This is a genomic window from Stenotrophomonas sp. GL_101 (assembly GCF_057835675.1).
Map to the genome: position 1 here is coordinate 3530455 of NZ_CM174432.1, position 22857 is coordinate 3553311.

Consider the following 22857-nt stretch of genomic DNA (forward strand, 5'->3'; position numbering starts at 1 on the left):
AGCAGCACCGAAAGCTCGCGATACACCCGAGCGAAGACGCACACGCTCGTTGCCGCCCGTTGAAGTGAATCTCTCCACTCAACGCAGAGAACAACCAAAAAGCGCCGCGACCCCTGGTGGGATCGCGGCGCTTTTCTTAAGTAAACAGCATTACACCGAGTAGGCGACCTCTTCTGTAGCAGCGGACCGTTGCTCCGATGACCTCCAGCGCACCCACGGTGCGCTCTACCTGCGGGGGGCGCGCAACGCCCGTGCGATCGACTCAACCAGCAGGTCCCCGGTCACCGGCTTGCGCAGGAAACCGGCGAAGCCCGCTGTCATGACCTGCTCTTCGATGCCCGGGTCGGTGCGCGCGGTCACCGCGATCATCGGCATGTCATAGCCCTGGTTGTGCAGGTGCCCGGCCAGTTCGATCCCGCCCAGCCCCGGCAGGTCCAGGTCCAGCAACACCACGTCAAAGGACATGCCGCTGACCTCGCGCAGCGCGGCGAGCGCATGCTCGGCATGCACCATCTGGTGCCCACGTGCGCCCAGCAGCCCGGTAATCACGCTGGCCACGGTCAGGTCGTCCTCGACCAGCAGGATGCGCAGGGATGGCAACGCCGGTACTTCCTCGGCACCGTCGGTCCCGGCCGCCAGCGGGGCGATTTCCAGCGGCAGCGGCAACGTCACGCTGAAGCGCGTGCCCACGCCGAGCTGGCTCTCCACCCCGATCTGGCCGTGCATCGCCAGCGCCAGTTCCCGGCAGATCGCCAGGCCCAGCCCGCTGCCACCGTACTGCGCGGCGGTGCGCGCGCCGTCGGCCTGCTCGAAGCGTCGGAACAGTCGCTGCTGCTGGTCGCTGCTGATGCCCGGACCGGTGTCGGACACCTCGAAGTACAGCCCGCGCTCGGCCGACAACGTACTGACCTTCAAACGCACTTCGCCGTGCGAGGTGAACTTCACCGCGTTGCCCAGCAGGTTGAGCAGAATCTGCCGCACCCGCACCGCATCGCCGACGCCACACAACCCGGGCGGCAACTGGTTGTCCACCGCGAAACGCAGCTGTTTCTGCTCGGCCAGCGCCGCCATCAGCGTGCACACATCCTCCACCAGGTTGTGCACCTGGAACGGTTGTGCCTGCAACTGTAGCCGCCCCGACTCGATCCGCGCCAGGTCCAGCGCATCGTTGACCAGGTGCAGCAGGTGCTCGCCGGCATGCCGGATCGAGGCGGTCCAGCTGCGCTGCTGCGGGTCCAGCGACGATCCCAGCAACAGCTCGCTCATGCCCAGCACCCCGGTCATGGGCGTGCGTACCTCATGCCCCAGGTTGGCCAGGAAGCGCGTCTTCGCCGCCGAGGCCTGCTCGGCCAGTTCCTGCTTCTGCAGGGCCAGCTGGTAGGCATGCCGACGCTGCAGCCGGCGCCGGTACAGCCAGGCGAACAGGCTCATCAGCAACAACGTCATCGAGGTCAGCACCAGCAGCCCGGACAGGCTGCGCCACCACGGTGGCTGCACCCGGAATTCCAGCGACTGCACCCTTGACCACACCTGGTCGGCCGAACGCGCCTGCACTTCCAACCGGTAACGACCGGGCGGCAGGCGCGAGAACACGCGCTCGCCCGCAGGCCCCACATCCACCCAATCCGGGTCGTACCCGGCCAATCGATACCGGTAACTGTTGGAGGACGAATCGGCGAAGGACAACAGCCGCGCCACGATGCGCAGGTCGCGGTCGGCGTCGGCGATTTCCAGCGGCGTCAGGTGGGTGAGATCGGCGACACGGTCGCCGCGGCGCACTTCCACCCGCTCGATCACCAACGGCGCCCGCCGATTGGAGGGCCGCACCTGGCGCGGATCGAACACCACCACCCCGGCCGGCGTGCCGCCCACGATGCGGCCGGTGCCGGTGCGGGTCAGCGTGCTGCGGCGGAATTCCTGGCTCGGCAGGCCGTCATGCACGCCATACAGGCGCACGCTGCCCATCTGCGGGTCGGCCCGGATCAGGCCGCGCGAACTGGCCGCCCACACCACACCCTGCGCATCCACCACCAGGCCGGTCGCCGATACCTCCGGATAACCTGCGCCGCCGCCGATCACCGCCTGCAGCAACAGCCGGCCCTCCTGCCATCGGTACTGGCTCAGCCGACCTTCCTCGGACAGCCACACACTGCCGTCGTCGGCACGGGTCAGCGCGTGGATGGCCGCCGGTGGCGCACCGGGCACCGGCTCGAACCGCGAGCGCGCCGGCACCCACTGCAACAGCCCCTGGTTGGTGGCCACCCACAGGTGGTCCTGGCCGCCGCACATCAGGTCCAGGGTGATCTGGCCCGGTGCCAGGCCGGCATGCCCGGTCGCCACCCGGTGCAGCACATGCCCATCCAGGTCACGTTGCTGCAGGCCGCTGGAAGCGGCACTCCACAGCCGCCCGCCATCACACAGTGCCAGCGATTCGACCTGGCCTTCCATGGCCGCATCCACCGCGGCATCGCGCCCCCAGCGGCGTAGCGAGGCATCCTGCGGGTCGTAGCGCAGCAGCGCATCGAACGAGCCGATCCAGACCCGTCCGTTGGGGTCCTCCTGGACCGACTGCAGCCACTGCGTACCATCCACCCAGGTGCGGTGCTGGGACACCGCACCGGTGACCGGATCGAACTTGTCCAGTGCGCCGTGCGTGCCCACTGTCCATACCCCCCCGTCGGCGGCCGCTGCCATGCCCAGTACATAGGCATTGCGCAGTGAGGAGGGGTCGTCCTCCAGCCGCGACAACACCGAGAACTGCCACCAGCGCGGCAACAGATGCCACAACCCGCCGTTGGTGCTGGCCAACCAGATGCCGCCTTCGCGGTCCTCGTAAGCGCCGGTCCAGTTAGGCCGCACCTGGCCCCGCGCCACCGCGCTGTACAACGGCACCGGCTGGAACTGGTTTTCATACGCCCGGCCCAATCCCGAGCGGGTATCCAGCCAGTACCCGCCCTGCTCGTCGCGCAGCATCATGCCCAGGATCTGGTCTCCCGGATTGACTTTCCACGGCGCCGGCTCGAAATGCCCGTCGGGGCGCCGCACCACCACCCCGGCATTGGTACCGATCCACAGGCTGCCGTCGATCTCGGCGGTCAGCCCGTTGACGGTCTGCTCGGGCAGGATGCGGCTGGGCACGCGCTCGAAATCACTGCCGGTCCAGCGTGCCAGCCCGGCCTTGGTTCCTACCCACAGGCTACCGTCACGGGTGGTCGCCAGCTGGGTGACCGATGAGGATGGCAGGCTGCGCGGGTTGCCGAGCTCGGGCATGAAACGGGTGACCTTGCCGTCGCGGTCCAGCCGGTGCAGGCCGCCTTCGAAGGTACCAAACCACACGGTGCCATCGGCGGTGGAGGTGATGCTCCAGATCGTGTTGCTGCCGATCACCGGATGGCTGGCACGGTCGAAGAAGCGCAGTTCGCGGCGGTCGGCCGACATCATCGCCAGCCCGGCGTTTTCGGTGCCGATCCACAACTGGTTGCGGGCATCGACGTGCACGCTCCAGACGTGGTTGTCGCGCAACCCGTCCTCGGCCCGCCAGACCCGATAGTTGCGCCCGTCGTAGCGGGCCAGTCCATCATTGGTGGCGATCCACAGGTAGCCGTAACCGTCCTCGGCCATGCGGTTGACCGTGTTGGACGGCAGGCCATCGAACACGGTCAGCTGGCGCGGCGTCGGTGGCACCGGCTGGGCGGCGGCGAGCGTCGGCCACCACCACGCAATTCCGATCAGCAGCAGCCAACGCAAAGGCACCACCAGTGGGGTCTCCCGATTCGGTCCATGGATGCACGTCAGGCCGCAACGACCGGTCACCCTGCGGCGCGCCGGTGCTGGGCCAGGTTCCGCATGGTAAACCGTTCGCTGCGCTGCGACGATCCACTCAGGCCGGCAGCGCTGCGCCCACTGCCGCCTGCAGCTGGTCGGCGTCGGCCGGCTTGTGCAGCAGCCCGGCCGCGCCGGCGCAACGGGCGCGCTCGGCCAGGCTAGGGTCACGCCGCGCGGTCAGCACCACCACCGGCACCCGGCAGTGCTGGGCATCGAGCATCTGCAGCAGCTGCCAGCCATCCACGCCGGGCAGGTCCAGGTCCAGCAGCACCACGTCGACGTGGCCGGTGGCCAGTTCGCCCAGCGCCGCCAACGCGTGTGCGGCAATGACCACCTGCATCCCGCGCGCGCCCAGCAACCCGCAGTGGACCTCGGCTACCAGCGGGTCATCCTCCACCAGCAGCACTCGCCGGCCGCGGCATGACCGGCCCGGGGCCGCCCCGCCCGATGCCCTTGCCTCCGCTGCCCCGGACAACGGCACGCTGAGCAGCAGCCGCCGCCCACAGGCGCCGGCCGGCACGGCCAGCAGCACGGCCCCCAGCGCTTTGGCGCACACCCGCACGCGACGCAACGCGTCGCGCAATGCCGCCTCGTTCGGCGTGGGGGCGGCCCTGTTCGGCATCGTCTGGAGGTCCAGCAGCATGCCGCTGCGCCCCGGCAGCCATTCCACCTTCGCCGCCACCGGAGACGCCGGGCTGACCTCCAGCAGCGCGTCGACCGCGGCCTGCAACAGCTGCCGCAATCGCCGCGGGTCGGCGCACACGCGCCCATCGCCGGGCAGGTGGATGCACAGCACCAGGGTGTTTCCGCGCGCGCACAGGTCCAGCTGCAACCGGTACTGCCATCGCCGCAGCAGCGTTGCCAGGTCGAACGTGCAGGCCTGCAGCGGCAATCGGCCCGCTTCCATGCGGGCGTCATCCAATGCCTCGTTGACGATCTCCAGCAACTGCCGGCCCGCGATGTCGATCCGCAGCAGCGGGCTGCGCTGCTGCGCCGCCAGGGGCGATGCAAGCAACAGCTCGCTCATGCCCAGCACCCCCGTCAGCGGCGTACGGATTTCATGGCCCAGCGTCGCCAGGTAGCGCGCCTTGGCCTGCCCGGACTGCCGTGCCCACTGCTGGCGTTGCGCGGCGCTGCGCCGCTCGCGCCGGCGCCACAGCACGCGCCAGACCGTCCAGCCAGACACGCCCGCCAACACCCCCGCCACGGCCAGCGGCCATGCCGGTAGTCCCGGCTGCTGCCAGCGACGCGGTTGAACGTGCAATGGCAGCGCCTGCAGTGCCGACCAGCGACCGTCGCTGCCACGTTCCTGGTACTGCAGCACGTGCTCGCCCGGCGCCAGCTGCGCAAAGACCACCGTGCCGCGATGACGCGTGCGCCGCCAGCCCTGCCCGTCCCCTGGCAGCCGGAAGCGGTACTGCTGGTGCCGGTCCAGCTGCGCGGACAGCACCTGTGCGGTGATCTGGATCTCCCGGTCGCCGGCATGCAGCTGCAACGGCGCCAGTGTCGGCAAGGTGATCAGGCGGCCACCACGGCGCAGCTGCACGCGCTCGATCGCCAGCGCGGACGGCGCACGCGGAGCACCCAGCCGCCGCACATCAAAGCCAAGGGCACCGCCTTCATCGTCGATGGCCAGCATCGTGTTGCCGTCAACCTGCAGGCTCCCCTGCAACAGTGCCTCGGGGATGCCATCGTCGCGCGCATACACGCGAACCTCGCGCCGGGCCGGTGCGATACGCAGCAGGCCATGGCTCGATGTGGCCCACACCACGCCGTCCGCGTCTTCGGCCATCGCGTGCAACGCAAAGGACGGCACGCCATCGCCGGCGCCCAGCAGCACGCTGTGCTGCAGGGTGCCGGCCTGCCATCGATAGCGCTGCAGCGTGCCGGCCGTGGCCAGCCACAGCCCCCCATCGGCAGCGGCATGCATCGCCGTAATGCCGGTGGGCACCTTCATTGCCGTGGGCACGCCCGATCCATTCCAGCGCAGCAGGCCGTGCTCGCCGGCCAGCCAGACGCTGCCGTCCCGCGCACAGTGCAGCGACAGCGGGCCTTGTGCGGCCGCGATCCCCAGGCGGGCCAACGACCAGCGCACCGGCCGCCGACGGTCGGCGCCACGTCGTTCCAGCGCGGTGTCGTGGAGCCGCCAGTACTGGCCGCTCGCACACGCAAGCTCCACGCTGGTCCGCCCACTGCCGGCGACGAATCCGTCCAGGCCGACGCGCTGCAGCGGTGCGGATTGCCACTGAAAATGCTGCCAGAGCGGCATCAGGCGCCAGACCCCCAGATGCCGGCCGAGCAGCCATGCGCCGCCGTAACGGTCTTCAAACGCCACCCGCAGGCGGGGCGCACCGGCACGCCCGGGTGCCGCCAGCACCACCGGTACCGCGGTTGCCGAGGATTGCCGCCAGACCCGCGCGCCTTCGGCCAGCCACGGTGCGTCGTCACGCCCCAGGCCAAGCAGGTGCGCCTGCGGATGTGCGGAAACGCGCTCCAACGCGTCCCCACCGCGCCCTCGCCAGCGCCCGGCCGCGCTGCTGACCCATACCGCGCCGGCGGCATCCACCTGCATTCCAGTGACGGCCGCGCCTGCCAGCCGCGTGTCTTCGGGTCGATGGAAACGCCCTGCGCGCCAGCGCGCCAACCCCTGTGTCGTGCCCACCCACAGATTGCCCCGAGCATCGCGTTGCAGGTGTTCGATGTCGCCTTCCGGCACACCGTCGGCTCGCAGCGTTGGCAGGTAGTGATGGAGCCGGTGCGGCGGCTGCAGATGGAACAGGCCGGCACCGCGCGTCCCGATCCAGACGCCGCCCTCGGCATCGGGCAACAGCGCGCTGATCGTTGCACCGGCCAGGGCCGGATGGTGGCTAGCGCCGAAACGGTCGATGCGGCTGCGATCGGCCGACATGCGCATCAGCTCGCCCTGGTGGGTCCCGATCCACAACCGGTCCTGGGTATCCAGGGCGAGACTGCTCAGCACGTTATCGGCCAGCCCCTGCTCCCTGCGCCAGATGCGGAATCGACGCCCGTCGAAACGCGCCAGGCCATCGTCGGTGGCAAACCAGAGGTAACCGTGTCGATCCTCCAGCACCTGGTAGACCGCGTTGGAGGGCAGACCATCGGCGGTAGTGAAGTGCGTGGCCAGCGCCCCCATCGCCGACGCGCTGCCCGGCATACCCGCAACCAGCAGCACCATCCGCAACAGCCATCCTCGGTGGCCGATGCGCGCGCGGGCAGTCATCGCTTCAACCCACAGTGCACCAGTGCCGCCCGCAGAGCGTCGGGTCCGGCCGGCAGGCGCAGGAACGCCGTGAATCCTGCCGCCGATGCATCGCGCGCCGCGCGCGCATCGGCGCGTGCGGTCAACGCCAGCCGTGGCACGCCTGGCCAACGCCGTGCCAACACCGCACCCAGGCTTTCGGCGTCGATGCGCAGGTCGGGATCACCGGCCAGCAGGTCCCAGGACATCGGCGTCCATCGCGCCAACGGCTGCTCTCCCACGCAGTGACAGCTGACCTGCAGCCCCTGCGCGCGCAGCAATGCAGCAACGACCTCGGCCACCTCCCGCTGCGAAACCACCACCAGCACGCGACGTCCGGCCATGGCGGACCCACCGGTCATCGGCGCCACCACCGTTTCCGTTTCCGTTTCCGTCCCTGCCTGCACCGTCGCGGTGCGCAGCGGCAGCCATACCTGGAACCGGGTGCCGCGGCCGGGTTGGCTTTGCACCCGGATATCGCCCCCCATCGCCTGGGCCAGTTCGCGGCTGATCGCCAACCCCAATCCGCTACCCCCATGACAAGCCAGGGTATCGGCACCGTCGGCCTGTTCGAAGCGTTGGAACAGGCGCTGTATCTGTTCGGGCGTCATGCCGGGCCCGGTGTCCTCCACCGCCAGCAGCAGACCGTCGCCGCCTGCGCCGGCCTGCGCCGACAAGCCGACCCGTCCCTGCGCGGTGAACTTCAGCGCATTGCCCACCAGGTTCAACAGGATCTGGCGCAGCCGCCGTGCATCGCCCAGCAGCGCGCGCTCGGGGTCCAGCGTGCTGTTCCAGTCCAGCGCCAGTTGCTTGGCCTCCGCCACCGGCAACAACAGCGCACGCACCTCGTGCAGCAGCAGGGTGGGCGAGAATGCCTCCATGGTCAGCTGCAGGTGGCCGGCCTCGATACTGGCCAGGTCCAGCGCATCGTCCACCAGTTGCACCAGGTGCTGACCGGCCTGTTGCAGGCTGTCGGCCTGGGTTCGCTGGCGCCCGCTCAGCGGTCCCTGCAACAGCAGTTCGCTCCAGCCGGATATCACCGTCATCGGAAGGCGGATACGCCGCCCGAGGTTCTCCAGGAACCGCGTGCGCTCGGCCGACGCCTGCTCGGCCAGGCGACGCTGGGCGCCTGCATCCAGCAAGTGCCGACGCTGCCGTAATACGCCCGCTACGCTGCGGCACAGGGCCAATGTGCTGAGCAGGCCGGCCAAGGCGAGCCCGCCTTTCCCCACGGAGGTCTGCCACCAGCTGGGCGCCACCTGGAGCATCACCGACACGGGCAGTGACCACGGGCCATCCCCATGGCGCGCCTGCACGACCACCCGGCGGTCGCCTACCGGCAGTGCGGCGAACATGCGCTGGGCGACCGGGCCGGTCGCTACCCAGTCCCGGTCCCGGCCAGCCAGTCGGAAGCGGTACTGGATGCGATCGGGATCCCCGGGGCCCAGCAGATTGACCACGATCCGGATGTCGCGGTCGGCGCTGGACAGTGGCACCGGGCCGGCGCCAGGACGCAGCGACAGCGACGCACCGTTGCGTTGCATGCCGACCGCATTGACCACCAGGGTGGGCACCGGGCGACGCTCCTGCACGGCGCCCGGTTCGAGCAGCAGCAGCCCACCTTCGCGTACGGCGGCGGCAAACGCGCCGCTGTCCAACCGGACCAGCCGCCGGCCCAGGATCTCCTGCACGGGCAGCCCGTCGGCACTGCCCAGGACGCGTACACGCCCCCGCACCGGGTCCACCCGGATCAGGCCGCGCGCCGCACCGGCCCACGCGACGCCGTCGGCATCCACGGCCAGCGCGTCCGCACGCACCATGGGATAGCCCTGCGCGCTGCCGAAACGGCGCACCTGCCGCAACGCACGACCCTCCCAGCGGTGCTGTTCAAGCGCATCCTGACGGCTGAGCCAGAGGCTGCCATCCGGTGCTTCGGCGATGGCCGCCACCGCTCCAGGCCCGACATCGGTGGCAACAAAACGCGCCTGCATCGGGTCCCAGTAGCGGAGTCCATCGCCGTCGGTGGCCCATAACCTCCCGTCGCGCGCGCACAGCAGTTGTCGCGCCACGATGCCCGGCATCAACCCCAGTGCCTGCGGCGATTCGGCGCGCAGCCGCACCCCCGTTCCCGACCACTGCTGGATCTGCCGCGCATGGGCCACCCACACGCTGCCGTCCGCACACGCCTGCAGGTTCATCGGGCCCGTCCCCGGGAGCAGTTCCAGCGACCAGCGCCGTACCTGGGCCCGCGCCGGGTCGTAGCGCAGCAGGTACCCGGCGCTGGCGATCCACAGCCGCTGCCGCGCATCCTCGGCCATGCCAACCGCGGCCGAGGTGAGCCCGGCATGGGGGTACTGGAGATGATCGCTGCTGGCACCGGTGCGCAGGTCCAGCCGCTGCAGCCGGCCCTGCCCGCCTGCCACCCATAGCCGTCCATCGGCGGCGGCGGCAAGGGCCAGTGCGTAGTGGCTGCGGATTCCCGGCAGGCCGTCGGCGGCGGCAGGCAATGCGGTGAACTCGCGCCAGCGTGCGGACAACCGCCACAGTCCGTGCGCGCGGCTGACGAACCAGAGGTCGCCGCGTCGGTCCTGCAACGCCTGGTGCATCACCACCGGTCGCGCCGGTGAACCGTGCAACGGCTGCAGGGCAACGCGCTGGCTGTGCGCGCCGCGATGCAGGTACAGGCCGGAGGTGTGCTGCTGCCACAACGCACCGTCTTCACTGCGCAGCAAGGACCGCGCGGGCGCGGCCGCAGCGGCGAGGGTGGCGTCGCCAGCGAATGTCCAGCTGTGGCGCGCGGTACGGGCGCGAATGCCGCCGCGCGGATCGGCCCACAGGTCCCGGATCCGGTGATCGGACGCTGCTGCTGGCAGGGCGACCGGTTCGAGCCGGTCACCGTGCACGCGATGCAATCCCTGCAGGGTGCCTACCCAGACGATCCCCTGGTGATCCCGCGCCAGCGCGGTGACGTGGACCGTGGCGGCCCCGGAATCCATGCGGTGCCAGCCGCCGCCGGTCGCAGGCAGGACATACAGCCGATGGTCCGCACCCATCACCCAGACGCGACCGTCGCCGCCGCTGGTGATGGCCGCAATACTGCCGCTGCGCACCGCCAGCGGCGCGCGGGCCTCGGGCGGCTCGAAGCCGCTGCGGTCGGCCGGCATCATCAGCACGCCCTGCGATGCGGTGCCCAGCCACAGCCGGTCGGTGGCATCGATGTGCAGCGCGCGCAACGTGGGGTCGATCAGACCGTCTTCGCGTTGCCACGTTCGTGAGTGGCGCCCATCAAAGCGCAGCAGGCCATCATTGCCGGCCATCCACAGATACCCGGTGGCATCCTCGGCGATGGCATGGATGCCGGTGGTCGGCAGCCCATCGATGACCCCCAGTTGGCGCGGCCAGGGCAGATCGAGCACGTCGGCAACGGCAATGCCGTGCCACAACAGGGCCACCAGCATCGCCATGGCGCGTACCCGCACGCCCGTCCGTCGATATCTCCTGCCCCGCACCACGCGTCATTCGAACCGCATCTGATTCATCACGACAACGATAGACAGCCCGACGCCCGGTTACACGCCGCGAACAGGCCCAGGTTCACAGCTTGACGAATCAAATTTTGCATCAACAACTGCAGATCAACACTTCCCATCAATCCAAAACGACTGGGCCGCCCGATCCACTGTCCGGTTGTCGCCGCGAACGCGCGCGGGCAATGGCATCGATCAACAGATCGCCAGTGACCGGCTTGCGCAGGAAACCGTCGAAACCACTCTCCAGCACCTGCTGTTCGGCGTAAGCATCCGACCGCGCGGTGACGGCGATCAACGGCAGTTCGTAGCCCATGGCACGCAGCTGCCCGGCAATGGCGATGCCGTCCAATGCCGGCAGGTCCAGATCGAGCAGGCCCACGTCGAAGCGATCGGCGGCCACTTCGGACAGCGCGGCCAGACCATGCAGCACATGGGTCACCTCGTGGCCACGCGCGCGCAACAGGCCGGCGATGACCTTGGCCACGGTTGGATCGTCCTCCACCAGCAGCATCCGCAACGGCGGCAGCTGGATGCGGGCAACGTCCTGCGCGTCGCGCGGCACGCCACCATGCTGCAGCGTCCATGGCAGGGGCAGCTCGACCGAGAAGCGCGCGCCGTGGCCGGGACGGCTGTCGATGCCGATGCTCCCGCCCATCGCCACGGCCAGCTCCTGGCAGATCGCCAGGCCCAGCCCACTGCCTCCGTAGCGCGATGCCGTGCGCGGACCGTCGGCCTGTTCGAAGCGATGGAACAGGCGCTGCTGCTGGTCGGCATTGATGCCCGGACCAGTGTCGGTCACCTCGAAGGCGATGCCCAGGCCATCGTCCAGCAGCGTCACGCCCAGGCCGACATGGCCGCGTTCGGTGAACTTGATCGCGTTGCCGAGCAGGTTCATCAGGATCTGCCGCACGCGCATTTCATCGCCACTGACCTGGACCGGGCCGGCGAGGTTGAAACTGCGCTCGAAGGCCAGCCCGCGGTGGTGCGCCATCGGCTCCATCAGCGCCTGCATCTGGGCCAGCATCGACATCAGGTCGAAGGGGCGGATGTCCAGCTCCAGCCGCCCCGCTTCGATCCGGGCCAGGTCGAGCGCGTCGTTGACCAGGCGCAACAGGTGGGTGCCTGCATGCTGGATGGAAGCGGCATAGCCACGCTGCAGTTCATCCAGCGGCGTGGCCAGCAGCAGTTCGCTCATGCCCAGCACCCCGGTCATCGGCGTACGCACCTCGTGCCCAAGCGTGGCCAGGAACTGGCTCTTGGCCTGCGACGCCTGCTCGGCGATCTGCTGCTTGTGCACAGTCAACTGCCACTGCTGCCGGCGACGCAACCGCGCGCGCGCCACGTAGGCCAGCCCCGCCACCAGCAGCAGCCACAGCAACAGGTAAACCAGGATCGCCCAGCCACTGCGCCACCACGGCGGCAGCACTTCCACGCTTAGCGTGCGCGACGGCGTCCACTGGCCTTGCGGCGTCGCCGCCTGCACATCGATGGCGTAGTGCCCGGACGGCAGCCGCGACAACAACCGTTCGCCATCGGCCGCCTGCATCACCCAGTTCTGGTCATAGCCGGCGACGCGGTAGCGGTAGCGGTTGCCCTGCGGGTTGGCAAACGACAGCAGGCGCGCGGTGACGATCAGGTCGCGGTCCAGCGGGCCGAGTACGATCGGCGCGTTGACCGGCAACGACTGCTGGCCTTCCGCATCGTCGCGGCGTACCTGCACGCTGTCGATCACCAGCTGCGAGGGCGGCAGGGGCAGGTCGGCGGCATCGGGATCGAAGCCGACCAGGCCGGTGGCGGTCACCGCCAGCACCCGCCCATTGGCCGCGCGCACCGGCGGCCGGCCACTGAACTCCACGTCGGGCAATCCATCGCGTTCGCCATAGATCCGCAGGCGCCGTTCCTTCGTATGCCAGCACACCAGGCCACGCGGCGTGGTCGCCCAAACCTTGCCCTCGCTACCGACCACCACCCCGCCCATCGACACTGCCGGCAGTCCCTGCGCGGCCCCCACGCGCTCGCGCAGGGTCATGCTCAAGCCGTCCCAGCGATAGCGCTCCAACGCGCCGTTGCGGGCCAGCCACAGTTCGTCCTCGCCCACCCAGGTAATGTCGTAGATGGAGCCGCGCGAGACCCCGGGCACCTGCTCGAAGCGGTCCTGGTTCCAGCGCAGCAGGCCCATGTCGCCCATCACCCAGAGTTGCCCGCGCGGGTCGAACAGCATCTGTTCGACCGGATTTTCAGTGAGGCCCCGCCCTTCGTCGTTACGGATGGTGTCCAGCACGGTGCCGTCGGCGGCGCGACGCTGGATACCGAAACTCATCACCGACAACCACAGCTCGCCATTGGGTGCCTGGCGGATCAGGTCGATGCGCTGGCGCACGTCCGAGCCGCCTCCGATCTGCCAGTGGCGCAGCGCGCCGGTACGCGGCTGGTAAAGCGCCAATCGCCCGGCGCGGCCGATCCACAACGCACCGTCCGCGCGCGGCAGCAGCGACCAGTTCGCGCCCACGCCCAACTGCTTGTCATCGGCAATCTGGCGCAGGGTGCCGCCGGCATCGAGCTGGTAGATGCCATGCGCACCGGCGATGTAAAAGTCATTGCCGGCCGCCGCCGCGCTGAGCAGGTACACGCTGTCCAGCGGCTTGCCATCCAGCTGGTACCAGGTGGAGAAGCGTTTCCAATCCGGCGGCAGGTAGGCCAGGCCCTGGGTGAGCATGGCCACCCACAGCCCGCCTTCATGGTCCTGCAGCATGTCCAGCACGCCACTGCGGGAGGTGAGGAAACCGCTGCCGGCATCGCCGGCGAGGACGCGCACGCCGGTATCGTCGCCGCGGTACAGGCCATCGGCGGTCCCCAGCCAGTAGCCGCCGTTGCGGTCATGCACCACCGTGGCCGCACGCACGTCCGCGCTCAGCGTCCACGGCGCCTTGCGCACGCTGCCGTCCGGATCGATCCGGAACAACCCGCCTTCGGTGCCGGCCCATACCGTGCCATCGGTGTCGCGGGTCAGGCGGAACACGCTCTTGTCCCCCAGCAGTTCGGGGGCGATGCGGGTAAAGCCCTGCCCGTCCCAGCGCGCCAGGCCACCGTCGGTGCCTACCCATACCCGGCCCTGCGGGTCGGCCAGCAGGCTGTAGATGGTGTTGTCGGGCAGGCTGGACGGATCGTCGGGGTCGGCCTGGTAACGTACCAACGCGCCGCTTTCATCCCGCCGGCACAGACCATGCCGGTTGGTACCGATCCACAGCGATTTACCCGCGTAGGCCAGTGCCCAGAACTGGCCGGTGCAGCGCTCGTTGAGCTCCGGGAAATGTTCAAAGCGCTCACGGGCGGGGCCCAGCATGCTCAGACCGACGCCGTTGACCCCCACCCAGACCCGGTCCAGCGGGTCCACCAGCAGGGTTTCGATCTCGTTGCCGGGGATGGAATCGGGGTCGGCCGGGTTGTGCTGCCAGACCCGCAGCCCGACGCCATCCACCCGCGCCAGGCCATCATCGGTGGCCGCCCAGACATAGCCCTGGCGATCCTGGGCCAGCGCCAGCACCATGCGCGACGGCATGCCTTCGGCCGCACCGAGCCGACGCATGCGTGGCGTTTCCGCCGCTGTCCCTGCCGATGTCCTGGCCGCTGCCGCCACTGCTGGCAGCGCATACAACGCCAGTGCCAACAACACGATGCCCGCGCACCACCCTCGCGCCCCTGTCGCCATCCAGCTCTCCCTATAGCGGGCAATTGTCCCACAGCGCCCGCGACTGCGCGTGCGTTGCCCGGTGGCATGCCCCGCCCGAACGCGCGGCTGCCTCCCCCGTGCCCGTGCAAGCATGGATCGCGCCGCACGGGGGCACCACGGTCTGTTGCAGCCATGGCATTGCCGGCCGTAACGGGGCTATGGGTATGATCGGTGCCGACCTACCCTTGAGCCCGGCAAATGACCCAGCGCCTGATTCTTGCCCTGCTGCTGTGCAGCGCCGCGCTGGCGGCGCAGGCAGCGCCGGACACCTATCGGCTCGATCCGGTCCATACCCGGGTGATGTTCGCGGTGGAGCATGCCGGCTTCTCGCACGCACTGGGCACCGTTTCCGGCAGCGAGGGGGTACTTGCCTTCGACCCGGACGATTGGCGCAGCGCCACGTTGAGCGTGCGCGTGCCCATGCAACGCCTGGACCTGGGCGATGACAGCTGGAACAAGGCCACGCGGGCCCGCAACCTGCTCGATACCGGGCGCTTTCCCGACGCACGTTTCGTTTCGACCCGGGTCGAACCCGTTGATGCCACCCACGCCAATGTCAGCGGCCAGCTGACCCTGCGCGAGGTCACCCGCGAGGTCACCCTGGCGGTCACCCTCAATGCGCTCAAACGCCATCCGTTGCCCCCCTTCCGCCGCACGGCCGGGTTCTCGGCCACCACCACGCTCAGCCGCAGCGCATTCGGCGTGGCCGCCTGGCCGTCGATGATCGGCGATGAAGTGCAGCTGCGGATCGAAGCCGAGGCGGTCCGCGACCGCAGCGCCACCGATCCGCAGGACACACCGTCCGTCGATGACGCGGGAACTCCCGACACCCCTGACGACTCCCAGTCACCACCCCCACAGCCGGTCCAGGAGACCACGCCATGACCGCCAAGAACACCGCGACCCGCTGGGGAGGTGTCAGCCAGACCCTGCACTGGTTGATCGCCCTGCTGATCCTCGCCCTGGGCATCGTCGGGCTGACCATGGGCGAATTTCCGAAGACGCCGAAGTACTTCTGGATCTACACGATGCACAAGTCGATCGGCATCACCGTGTTGGCGCTGGTCGTGGCGCGACTGGGCTGGCGGCTGTACGCCGGTGCACCCGAGCCGGTGCCCGGCACCCCCAGCTGGCAGGAACGCATTGCCTCGGCCACGCATTGGCTGCTGTATGGACTGATGTTCGCCATTCCGCTGTCGGGCTGGCTGTATGACTCGGCCAGTGGCCTGCGGCCGTTCCGGTGGTTCGGGTTGGTCGAGGTGCCCAAGCTCAGCGGCCCGGACGAACGCGTTACCCAGGTGTCCCATGCCATCCACGAATGGGGCTTCTGGCTGCTGATCGCGGTGGTGCTGGCCCATGCCGGCGCCGCGCTCTACCACCATTTTTACCAACGCGATGCGACCCTGGCGCGCATGCTGCCGCAGCGTTGGCTCGCCTCCCCCCAGAAGGATTGAAGATGAACATCAAACTGACCTCCCCCGCCGCCGTCGCCGCCGCCCTGGCCGGGATGATGGCGACTGCCCCGGCCTTCGCCGCCGACTACGTGCAGGCGCCCGGCTCGATACTGGTGTTTGCCACCAAGTACGACGGTGAAGTGTTCACCGGCAGCTTCCCCGGCTTCGACACCAAGCTCAGCTTCGACCCGGCCAAACTGGAGGGCTCCAAACTGGAGGTCACCATCCCGTTGGCCGGCGCCAAGAGTGGCAACAGCGACCGTGATTCGACCCTGCAGGGCGCCGACTTCTTCAACGTCGGCAAGTTCGCCCAGGCCAAGTACAGCGCCAGCACGTTCCGCGCGCTGGGCAACAACCAGTACGCCGCCGACGGCACCCTGGAGCTGCGCGGCATCAGCAAGCCGGTCACCCTGACCTTCACCTGGACCCCGGGCGCGCAGCCGGTGCTCAGCGGCAAGGCCACGATCAAGCGCCTGGACTTCGGCGTGGGCGGCGGCGACTGGGCCGACACCAAGACCATCCCCAACGAGACCGCGATCAGCACCAAGGTGGTGTTGAAGGCGAAGTAGCGCCGGGCTCTGCCCGGCTGCTCTTCCAGGGCAACGCGAAATGTGCAGGTGTCCCAGGCCGGGCCGGGGTGGGCGGGTATGCGGGACACGCTGCAAGTACATCCATGTAAGCTCCGGCGCCGCATCCATGCGGCTCAGGGTCCCGCATACCCGCCCACCCCGGCCCTCGACAATTGGCCGGTGCGCAAAGGAGGTCAAGGGCAGACATGCACGACCTTCTGGCTGGCGCTGGCGTAGCGCCGGGCTCTGCCCGGCGGGGCAGGATCCCGCAGCGGGGTAGAACCCCGCTCTACGCCAGCCAGGCCGCTACGGCGGCCTCGTTGAACGGCCAGTCCAGTTCCCGCCCCTGCGCGTCGCGCAGCACCGGCACGCGCAGGCCGTAGCGGGCTTCCAGCACCGGGTCGTCATCGATGAACACGCTGTCCAACCCGGGCACGCGGGCGTGTGCCAGTACCGCCAGGGCCTGGTCGCACAGATGGCAGTCGTCACGCTGGAACAAGGTAAACACCGGCCCACCTTCCTTCGGAAATGTTGCGCCGCAGCCATGGCAGGCGCCCGCGACAGCATAGAATAGTGCTCCATCCGATACCCGCAGTTTGGCAATCATGGCTGTCAGCACGTTCGACGTTTTCAAGATCGGCATTGGCCCGAGCTCTTCGCACACCGTGGGACCGATGAAGGCCGCCGAACGCTTCGTGCACCGCTGGCTGCTCGACCCGGGCCGCCTGCAGGACGTGGTGCGGATCCGCGCGGACGTCTATGGCTCGCTGGCCCTGACCGGGCGCGGCCATGGCACCGACAAGGCCGTGCTGCTGGGGCTGGAAGGCCAGCGCCCGAACCTGATCGACCCGGACATCATTCCCGAGACCCTCGAACGCATCCGCAGCAGCAAGCGGATCCGGCTGATGGGCACCCATGAGATCGCCTTCGACGAGAAGCGCGACCTGGGCCTGAACAAACGCCAGAAGCTGCCCTACCACACCAACGGCATGCGCTTCACCGCCTATGACGCCGACGAGCAGGTGATCGCCACCCGCGATTACTACTCGGTGGGCGGCGGCTTCGTGGTCAACCAGGATGACGCCGCCGATGACCGCATCGTGCCCGATGAAACCCCGTTGCCCTACCCGTTCAAGAGCGGCGACGAACTGCTGGCACAGACCGCGCGCAGCGGCCTGAGCATTGCCCAGATGATGTTCGAGAACGAAAAATGCTGGCGCAGCGAAGACGAGATCCGCGAACAGCTGCGTGAAATCTGGAGCGCGATGCAGAGCTGCGTGGAGCGCGGCATCCGCCAGGAGGGCACGCTGCCCGGCGGTTTGCATGTGTCGCGCCGCGCGCCGGCGCTCTACCGTGAATTGTCCTCCAAGCCGGAAGCGGCGATGCGCGATCCGTTGACCACGCTGGACTGGGTCAACCTGTACGCGCTGGCCGTCAACGAGGAGAACGCGGCCGGTGGCCGCGTGGTCACCGCCCCCACCAACGGTGCGGCCGGCGTGCTGCCCTCGGTGCTGCACTACTTCGACCGGTTCTGTCCCGGCGCCAACGAACAACGCGTGTTCGACTTCCTGTTGACCTCGGCGGCGATCGGCATCCTGTACAAGGAAAACGCCTCGATTTCCGGTGCCGAAGTCGGCTGCCAGGGCGAAGTCGGCGTGGCCTGCTCGATGGCCGCCGGTGGGCTGGTCGCCGCCCTTGGCGGCAACCCGAGCCAGATCGAGAACGCCGCCGAGATCGGCATGGAACACAACCTGGGCCTGACCTGCGATCCGATCGGCGGGCTGGTGCAGATTCCCTGCATCGAACGCAATGCGATGGGCGCGGTCAAGGCCATCAATGCCTCGCGCATGGCGATGCGGGGCGATGGCAAGCACAAGGTATCGCTGGACAAGGTCATCAAGACCATGCGCGATACCGGTCGTGACATGCAGGACAAGTACAAGGAAACCAGCCGCGGCGGGCTGGCGGTCAACGTCATCGAGTGCTGATCGCTGCCGGGTTACGCTTAGCGCTCCCCCTACGGAGACCGCCATGCGCATCCTGGCTGCCGCCCTGCTCGCCTGCCTGCCGCTGACCACCCTTGCCGCCGATACATACGGGCCACGCCTGGAAGGCTTCGACTACCCGTGGCCGGTCAAGACCTTCGACCTTGAGTCGCAGCGCCAGCCGCTGCAGATGGCCTACCTGGACGTGGCGCCGGCCGGCAAGGCGTTCGCCGGCACGGTGGTGCTGCTGCATGGCAAGAACTTCTGCGCGGCCACCTGGGAAGACACCATCAGCGCGCTCAGCGCGGCCGGCTACCGGGTGATCGCACCGGACCAGATCGGCTTCTGCAAATCCAGCAAGCCCGAACGCTACCAGTATTCGTTCGGCCAACTGGCTGCCAATACCCATGCCCTGCTCGCCCACCTCGGCCTGGACGCAGCCAAGGTCGATCTGGTTGGCCATTCGATGGGCGGCATGCTCGCGGTGCGCTACGCGCTGATGTACCCGCAGCACCTGGGCAGCCTGGCGCTGGTCAACCCGATCGGGCTGGAAGACTGGAAGGCAAAAGGCGTGCCGTGGCGCAGCGTGGATGCCTGGTATGCCAACGAGCTGAAGACCAACCTGGAGAGCATCAAGAAGTATCAGCGGGAGGTGTACTACAACGGTGATTGGCAGCCCGCGTTCGACCGCTGGGCGCGGATGCAGGCCGGAATGTATGCCGGGCCGGGCAAACAGGCCGTCGCCTGGAGCCAGGCGCTGACCTCGGACATGGTGTTCAACCAACCGGTGGTGTACGAACTGCCGCGCCTTCGCGTGCCCACCACGTTGTTCATTGGCCAGACCGACCGTACCGCGATCGGCCGCGACCTCGCGCCGCCGGCGTTGAAGGCCACGCTGGGCAACTATCCGGCACTGGGCAAGGCGGCGGCCGCGGCGATTCCCGGGGCGACCCTGGTGACGTTCGAGGACCTGGGGCATTCGCCGCAGGTGCAGGACCCGAAGCGGTTCAACGCGGCGCTGTTGAAGGCGCTGGCAGCCCCGCTGTAACCGGCCACCGCCCCCCGGTAGAGCCGACCGTTGGTCGGCTGCCACATTGACCGCGCCCGCGCGCAGCCGACCAACGGTCGGCTCTACCGGCGGGCGATGGCCAGCACGTCGTCGAGCAACGCCGCCGCCGTGACCTCTGCACCGGCGCCCGGCCCCTGGATCAGCAGCGGCTGGCTCGGGTAACGGTCGCTGTGGATCGCCACGCGATTGTCGGTCTGTGCGCCGCCGGCCAGCGGATGGCCCACGGGCAACACCCGCAGCCCCACCGAAGCACCCGCGTGGTCGAACCCACCGACGAAGCGCAGGCAGCCGCTCTGTTCGCGCGCCCGCTGCCAGTGCCGCAGCAGCGGCGCATCCAGTAGCGACAGCTGCGCGAGCGCCGCGTCGGCGGGAAGCGCAGCCAATGCGCCAGGCACCAGCGAGGCCACGTCGACCTGCTCGGCGCGCAGCGCGATGCCGCTGGCGCGGGCCAGGATCAGCAGCTTGCGGCGCACGTCCTCACCGGACAGGTCCACGCGCGGGTCCGGCTCGGTATAGCCGGCGGCGGCGGCCTCGCGCACCCAGTCGGAAAACGCGCGCTGGCCATCGTAGTGGTGGAACAGCCAGGCCAACGAGCCCGACAGCACGCCTTCGACACGATGGATGCGGTCGCCACCGGCGACCAGCGCACGCAGACTGCTCAACAGCGGCAGGCCGGCGCCGACGGTGGCGCTGTCACCATACTGCGCATCGCCGTCCCGGTGACTGTCGATGATGGCCTGTGCCCGTGCCAGCTGCGCACCGCGCCCCAGCTTGTTCGCCGTCACCACGTGCACGCCACGCGCCAGCCATTGTTCATGCCAGTTGGCCACGTCATCGCTGGCGGTGGCGTCGACAACCACATCACCGCGCTGCAGGCCCTCTGCCTCCGCCCACGGCTGCAGGGCCGGCGCACCACGCTGGGCGCGGTTGGCGTGCTGCAGTTCCTGTTCGGGCGCCAGCACACAGGCACGCGCCGTGCGCGAATTGGCCAGCCACGAAAAAACCGGCAGCTGCACGCCGCGTGCCTGCAGGGTCTGGTAACGCTGCACGAAGGCCGTACCGACCGTTCCGGTGCCAAGCAACGCCAGTTTGCGCTGCGCCGACAGGGCAGCCACCGGTTTCACTACCGCGTTCATGCATCCACCTGTTTGCGCCGCGCCGCGTCGGCCTGCCGATCGATCACCGCCTGCGCCCGCGCCAGCCCGTCCTGCAGGTCGGCCACCAGGTCTTCCGGCGATTCGATGCCCACCGACAAGCGCAGCAGCCCTTCGCTGATTCCGGCATGCGCGCGCGCTTCGGGTGTCATGGCGGCATGGGTCATGGTCGCCGGATGCGCGACCAGGCTTTCCACCCCGCCCAGCGACTCGGCCAGAGTGAAGCAACGCAGGCCGTCAACGAACGCGCGCACCGCCGCATGCGGGTCATCGCCCGGGCAGGAGGCCAGTTCAAAGGACAGCATCGCGCCGAAACCGTCCTGCTGGCGCGCGGCGATGGCGTGGCCCGGATGGTCGGCCAGACCGGGGTAATAGACGTTGGCGACCGCATCGCTGGCCACCAGCAGGTTGACCACCTCGGCGGTGTTTTCCTGGTGCGCGCGCAGCCGCGCGCCCAGCGTGCGCAGACCGCGCAGGGTCAGGAAGGCATCGAACGGCGAGCCGGTCAGGCCCAGCGCGTTGGCCCACCACGCCAGTTGCTCATGCACGGCCGCATCGCGGGCAATCACCGCGCCACCCACCACGTCGCTGTGGCCGTTGATGTACTTGGTGGTCGAATGCAGCACCACGTCGGCACCGAAACGGATCGGCTGCTGCAGTGCTGGCGACAGGAAGGTGTTGTCCACCACCACCTTGGCCCCGGCCTTGTGCGCGGCGTCGATGACAAAGCGCAGGTCGGTGATGCGCAGGAGCGGATTGGACGGGGTTTCGATCAACACTAGGGTCGGCGACCGGGCCAGGGCATCGGCCAGCGAACGCGGGTCGGTCAGGTCGGCGGTGATCAGGCCGAAATGGCCTTTTTTTGCCAGCGCATTGAACAGGCGCCAGCTGCCGCCGTAGGCGTCATGCGGTACCACCAGCGTATCGCCAGGCTGCAGCAGCGCATTGAGCACCAGGTTGATCGCGCCCATGCCGGTGGAGGTGATCACACCGCCTGCGCCGCCTTCCAGTTCGGCCAATGCCTCCCCGAGCAGGTCGCGGGTCGGGTTGCCGCTGCGCGTGTAGTCGTACTGGCGCTTGTTGCCGAAGCCATCGAAGCTGAAATTCGACGACAGCACGATCGGGGGAGTCACCGCGCCGTGGGCGGTGTCGCGGTCGATACCGGCGCGCACGGCGGCGGTGACGCGACTACAGGACGGCGGATTTCCAGCGGACAGGCTCATGCGGTTTCTCCCGGGATACGGATGGCGTTGGCGAGGATCGCGTCGATGCGATCGGTTTCTTTCAGGAAAGCGTCGTGCCCATAGGGCGAGCGCAGCACGCGCAGGCTGCCGCGTGGGCCCAGTCCTTCGACCAGAGCAACGCAATCGGCCAGCGGCACCAGGCGGTCACCCTCGACGGCGACCACCACGGTCGGCACCTCGATGGCGGCCGGGTCGACGCGATGCAGGTCGATCGATTCAGACAGGCGCAGGTAGGCATCCACCGGCGTGCGCGCCACGTACTGCGCACCGGCGGCATCGAGATAATCCTCTGCAGCTACACGCACGCGGCCATTGACCACTTCCGGGGCGGCATCGAAGCGCTCGCCGAACTCCTCCGGGGTGCGGTAGCTGAGCATCGCGAACTGGCGGGCCAGCGACAAACCGTGGCTTTCAGCGCACTGCAACTGGCCCAGCGCAACGGCGCGGCGCTGCAGTGCGCGCCAGGCGGCGGCATAGGGATGCGGGCGATGCGCACCGCTCACCGCCACCAGCGTGCGCAGGCGCGGGCGATGGCGGATGGCGAACTGCTGGCCCACCAGTGCGCCGTAGGAATAGCCGACAAAGCTCTGCAGCTGGGCGATACCGAGGTGATCGAGCAGCAGCGCCAGCGCGTCGGCCTGGTCGGCGGTGTCGATGGGCAGGTCGAGCGCGCCGTCGGCGCCGATGAAATCGAACGCCAGTATCCGCAGTGCGGCCGGATCCAACGTGCGTCCGGGGGCGACCAGCCCTTCGGCCCAGCCCTTTTCGCTGAACTCAGCACTGGACGCCACGTGCCGGTGCGCGGAAATGCCGCCGGCCAACACCACCACCGGCGCATCGCCACGCCCAACCAGTTCGTAGCGCAACCGCACTGGCCGCGGGCCGTTGTGGCGCATCGACAGCACCGCGGCGATTTCGCCGCGCACGGCGGTCAGCCCGGCGTCGACGGGGACGCTGATCGGTGCAAAGGAGTCGATGGCAACAGCAGTGGCGGTGGCGAAACCCATGGCGGTATCCAGAAGTAGGAAAACGGCCATC

General features: G+C 69.0%; 13 protein-coding genes. 5 read left to right on the forward strand and 8 right to left on the reverse strand.

Annotated features, from left to right (window positions below):
• Window positions 1–225: 225 nt before the first annotated feature.
• The 4 genes from AC3IR9_RS15655 to AC3IR9_RS15670 all read right to left on the reverse strand — a co-directional run bounded on the left by AC3IR9_RS15655 (window position 226) and on the right by AC3IR9_RS15670 (window position 14323).
• Window positions 226–3756 carry a hybrid sensor histidine kinase/response regulator gene (locus AC3IR9_RS15655; protein WP_489291832.1) on the reverse strand — a complete coding sequence of 1177 codons (3531 nt, stop codon included), beginning with the start codon at window positions 3754–3756 and terminating at the stop codon, window positions 226–228.
• Window positions 3757–3880: 124 nt separating this feature from the next.
• Complete coding sequence (locus tag AC3IR9_RS15660; protein WP_489291833.1) at window positions 3881–7066, reverse strand: two-component regulator propeller domain-containing protein; 3186 nt, start codon at window positions 7064–7066, stop codon at window positions 3881–3883.
• A complete protein-coding gene (locus AC3IR9_RS15665) occupies window positions 7063–10548 on the reverse strand; it encodes a hybrid sensor histidine kinase/response regulator (RefSeq protein WP_489291834.1) in 3486 nt (1161 codons plus the stop codon). The genes AC3IR9_RS15660 and AC3IR9_RS15665 overlap by 4 nt, the downstream gene beginning before the upstream one ends.
• Before the next feature lie 184 nt (window positions 10549–10732).
• Complete coding sequence (locus AC3IR9_RS15670; protein WP_489291835.1) at window positions 10733–14323, reverse strand: hybrid sensor histidine kinase/response regulator; 3591 nt, start codon at window positions 14321–14323, stop codon at window positions 10733–10735.
• A 219-nt stretch (window positions 14324–14542) separates the two neighbouring features.
• On the opposite strand from AC3IR9_RS15670, the gene AC3IR9_RS15675 reads away from it, so the two are divergent.
• The 3 genes from AC3IR9_RS15675 to AC3IR9_RS15685 are packed head-to-tail and all read left to right on the forward strand — an operon-like array spanning window position 14543 to window position 16367.
• The gene (locus tag AC3IR9_RS15675; RefSeq protein WP_489291837.1) at window positions 14543–15229 is read left to right on the forward strand and encodes a YceI family protein; all 687 of its coding nucleotides are present in this window, start codon (window positions 14543–14545) and stop codon (window positions 15227–15229) included.
• Window positions 15226–15798: a cytochrome b gene (locus tag AC3IR9_RS15680; RefSeq protein ID WP_489291838.1), complete on the forward strand. Its 573-nt coding sequence runs from the start codon at window positions 15226–15228 to the stop codon at window positions 15796–15798. The genes AC3IR9_RS15675 and AC3IR9_RS15680 overlap by 4 nt, the downstream gene beginning before the upstream one ends.
• 2 nt (window positions 15799–15800) lie before the next feature.
• Window positions 15801–16367, forward strand: coding sequence for a YceI family protein (locus AC3IR9_RS15685; protein WP_489291840.1), 567 nt, complete (start codon window positions 15801–15803; stop codon window positions 16365–16367).
• Between the two features lie 289 nt (window positions 16368–16656).
• Here the strand turns inward: AC3IR9_RS15685 and AC3IR9_RS15690 are convergent, their stop codons facing one another.
• The gene (locus AC3IR9_RS15690; RefSeq protein ID WP_489291841.1) at window positions 16657–16875 is read right to left on the reverse strand and encodes a glutaredoxin family protein; all 219 of its coding nucleotides are present in this window, start codon (window positions 16873–16875) and stop codon (window positions 16657–16659) included.
• Window positions 16876–16972: 97 nt separating this feature from the next.
• Here AC3IR9_RS15690 and AC3IR9_RS15695 point away from each other — a divergent pair, with 97 nt between their 5' ends.
• Together AC3IR9_RS15695 and AC3IR9_RS15700 are read left to right on the forward strand one after the other, a co-directional pair.
• Window positions 16973–18355 carry an L-serine ammonia-lyase gene (locus tag AC3IR9_RS15695; RefSeq protein WP_489291843.1) on the forward strand — a complete coding sequence of 461 codons (1383 nt, stop codon included), beginning with the start codon at window positions 16973–16975 and terminating at the stop codon, window positions 18353–18355.
• Window positions 18356–18398: 43 nt separating this feature from the next.
• On the forward strand, window positions 18399–19400 hold the full coding sequence (locus tag AC3IR9_RS15700) for an alpha/beta fold hydrolase (RefSeq protein WP_489291844.1): 1002 nt from the start codon (window positions 18399–18401) through the stop codon (window positions 19398–19400).
• A gap of 83 nt (window positions 19401–19483) precedes the next feature.
• Here AC3IR9_RS15700 and AC3IR9_RS15705 read toward each other — a convergent pair whose 3' ends face one another.
• Genes AC3IR9_RS15705 through metX form a run of 3 tightly spaced genes read right to left on the reverse strand, consistent with a single transcriptional unit; the run spans window position 19484 to window position 22826 of the window.
• Complete coding sequence (locus AC3IR9_RS15705; protein ID WP_489291845.1) at window positions 19484–20557, reverse strand: homoserine dehydrogenase family protein; 1074 nt, start codon at window positions 20555–20557, stop codon at window positions 19484–19486.
• Window positions 20554–21798: an O-succinylhomoserine (thiol)-lyase gene (locus tag AC3IR9_RS15710; RefSeq protein WP_489291847.1), complete on the reverse strand. Its 1245-nt coding sequence runs from the start codon at window positions 21796–21798 to the stop codon at window positions 20554–20556. The genes AC3IR9_RS15705 and AC3IR9_RS15710 overlap by 4 nt, the downstream gene beginning before the upstream one ends.
• Window positions 21795–22826 carry a homoserine O-succinyltransferase MetX gene (gene metX / locus AC3IR9_RS15715; RefSeq protein WP_489291848.1) on the reverse strand — a complete coding sequence of 344 codons (1032 nt, stop codon included), beginning with the start codon at window positions 22824–22826 and terminating at the stop codon, window positions 21795–21797. The genes AC3IR9_RS15710 and metX overlap by 4 nt, the downstream gene beginning before the upstream one ends.
• Window positions 22827–22857: the final 31 nt, after the last annotated feature.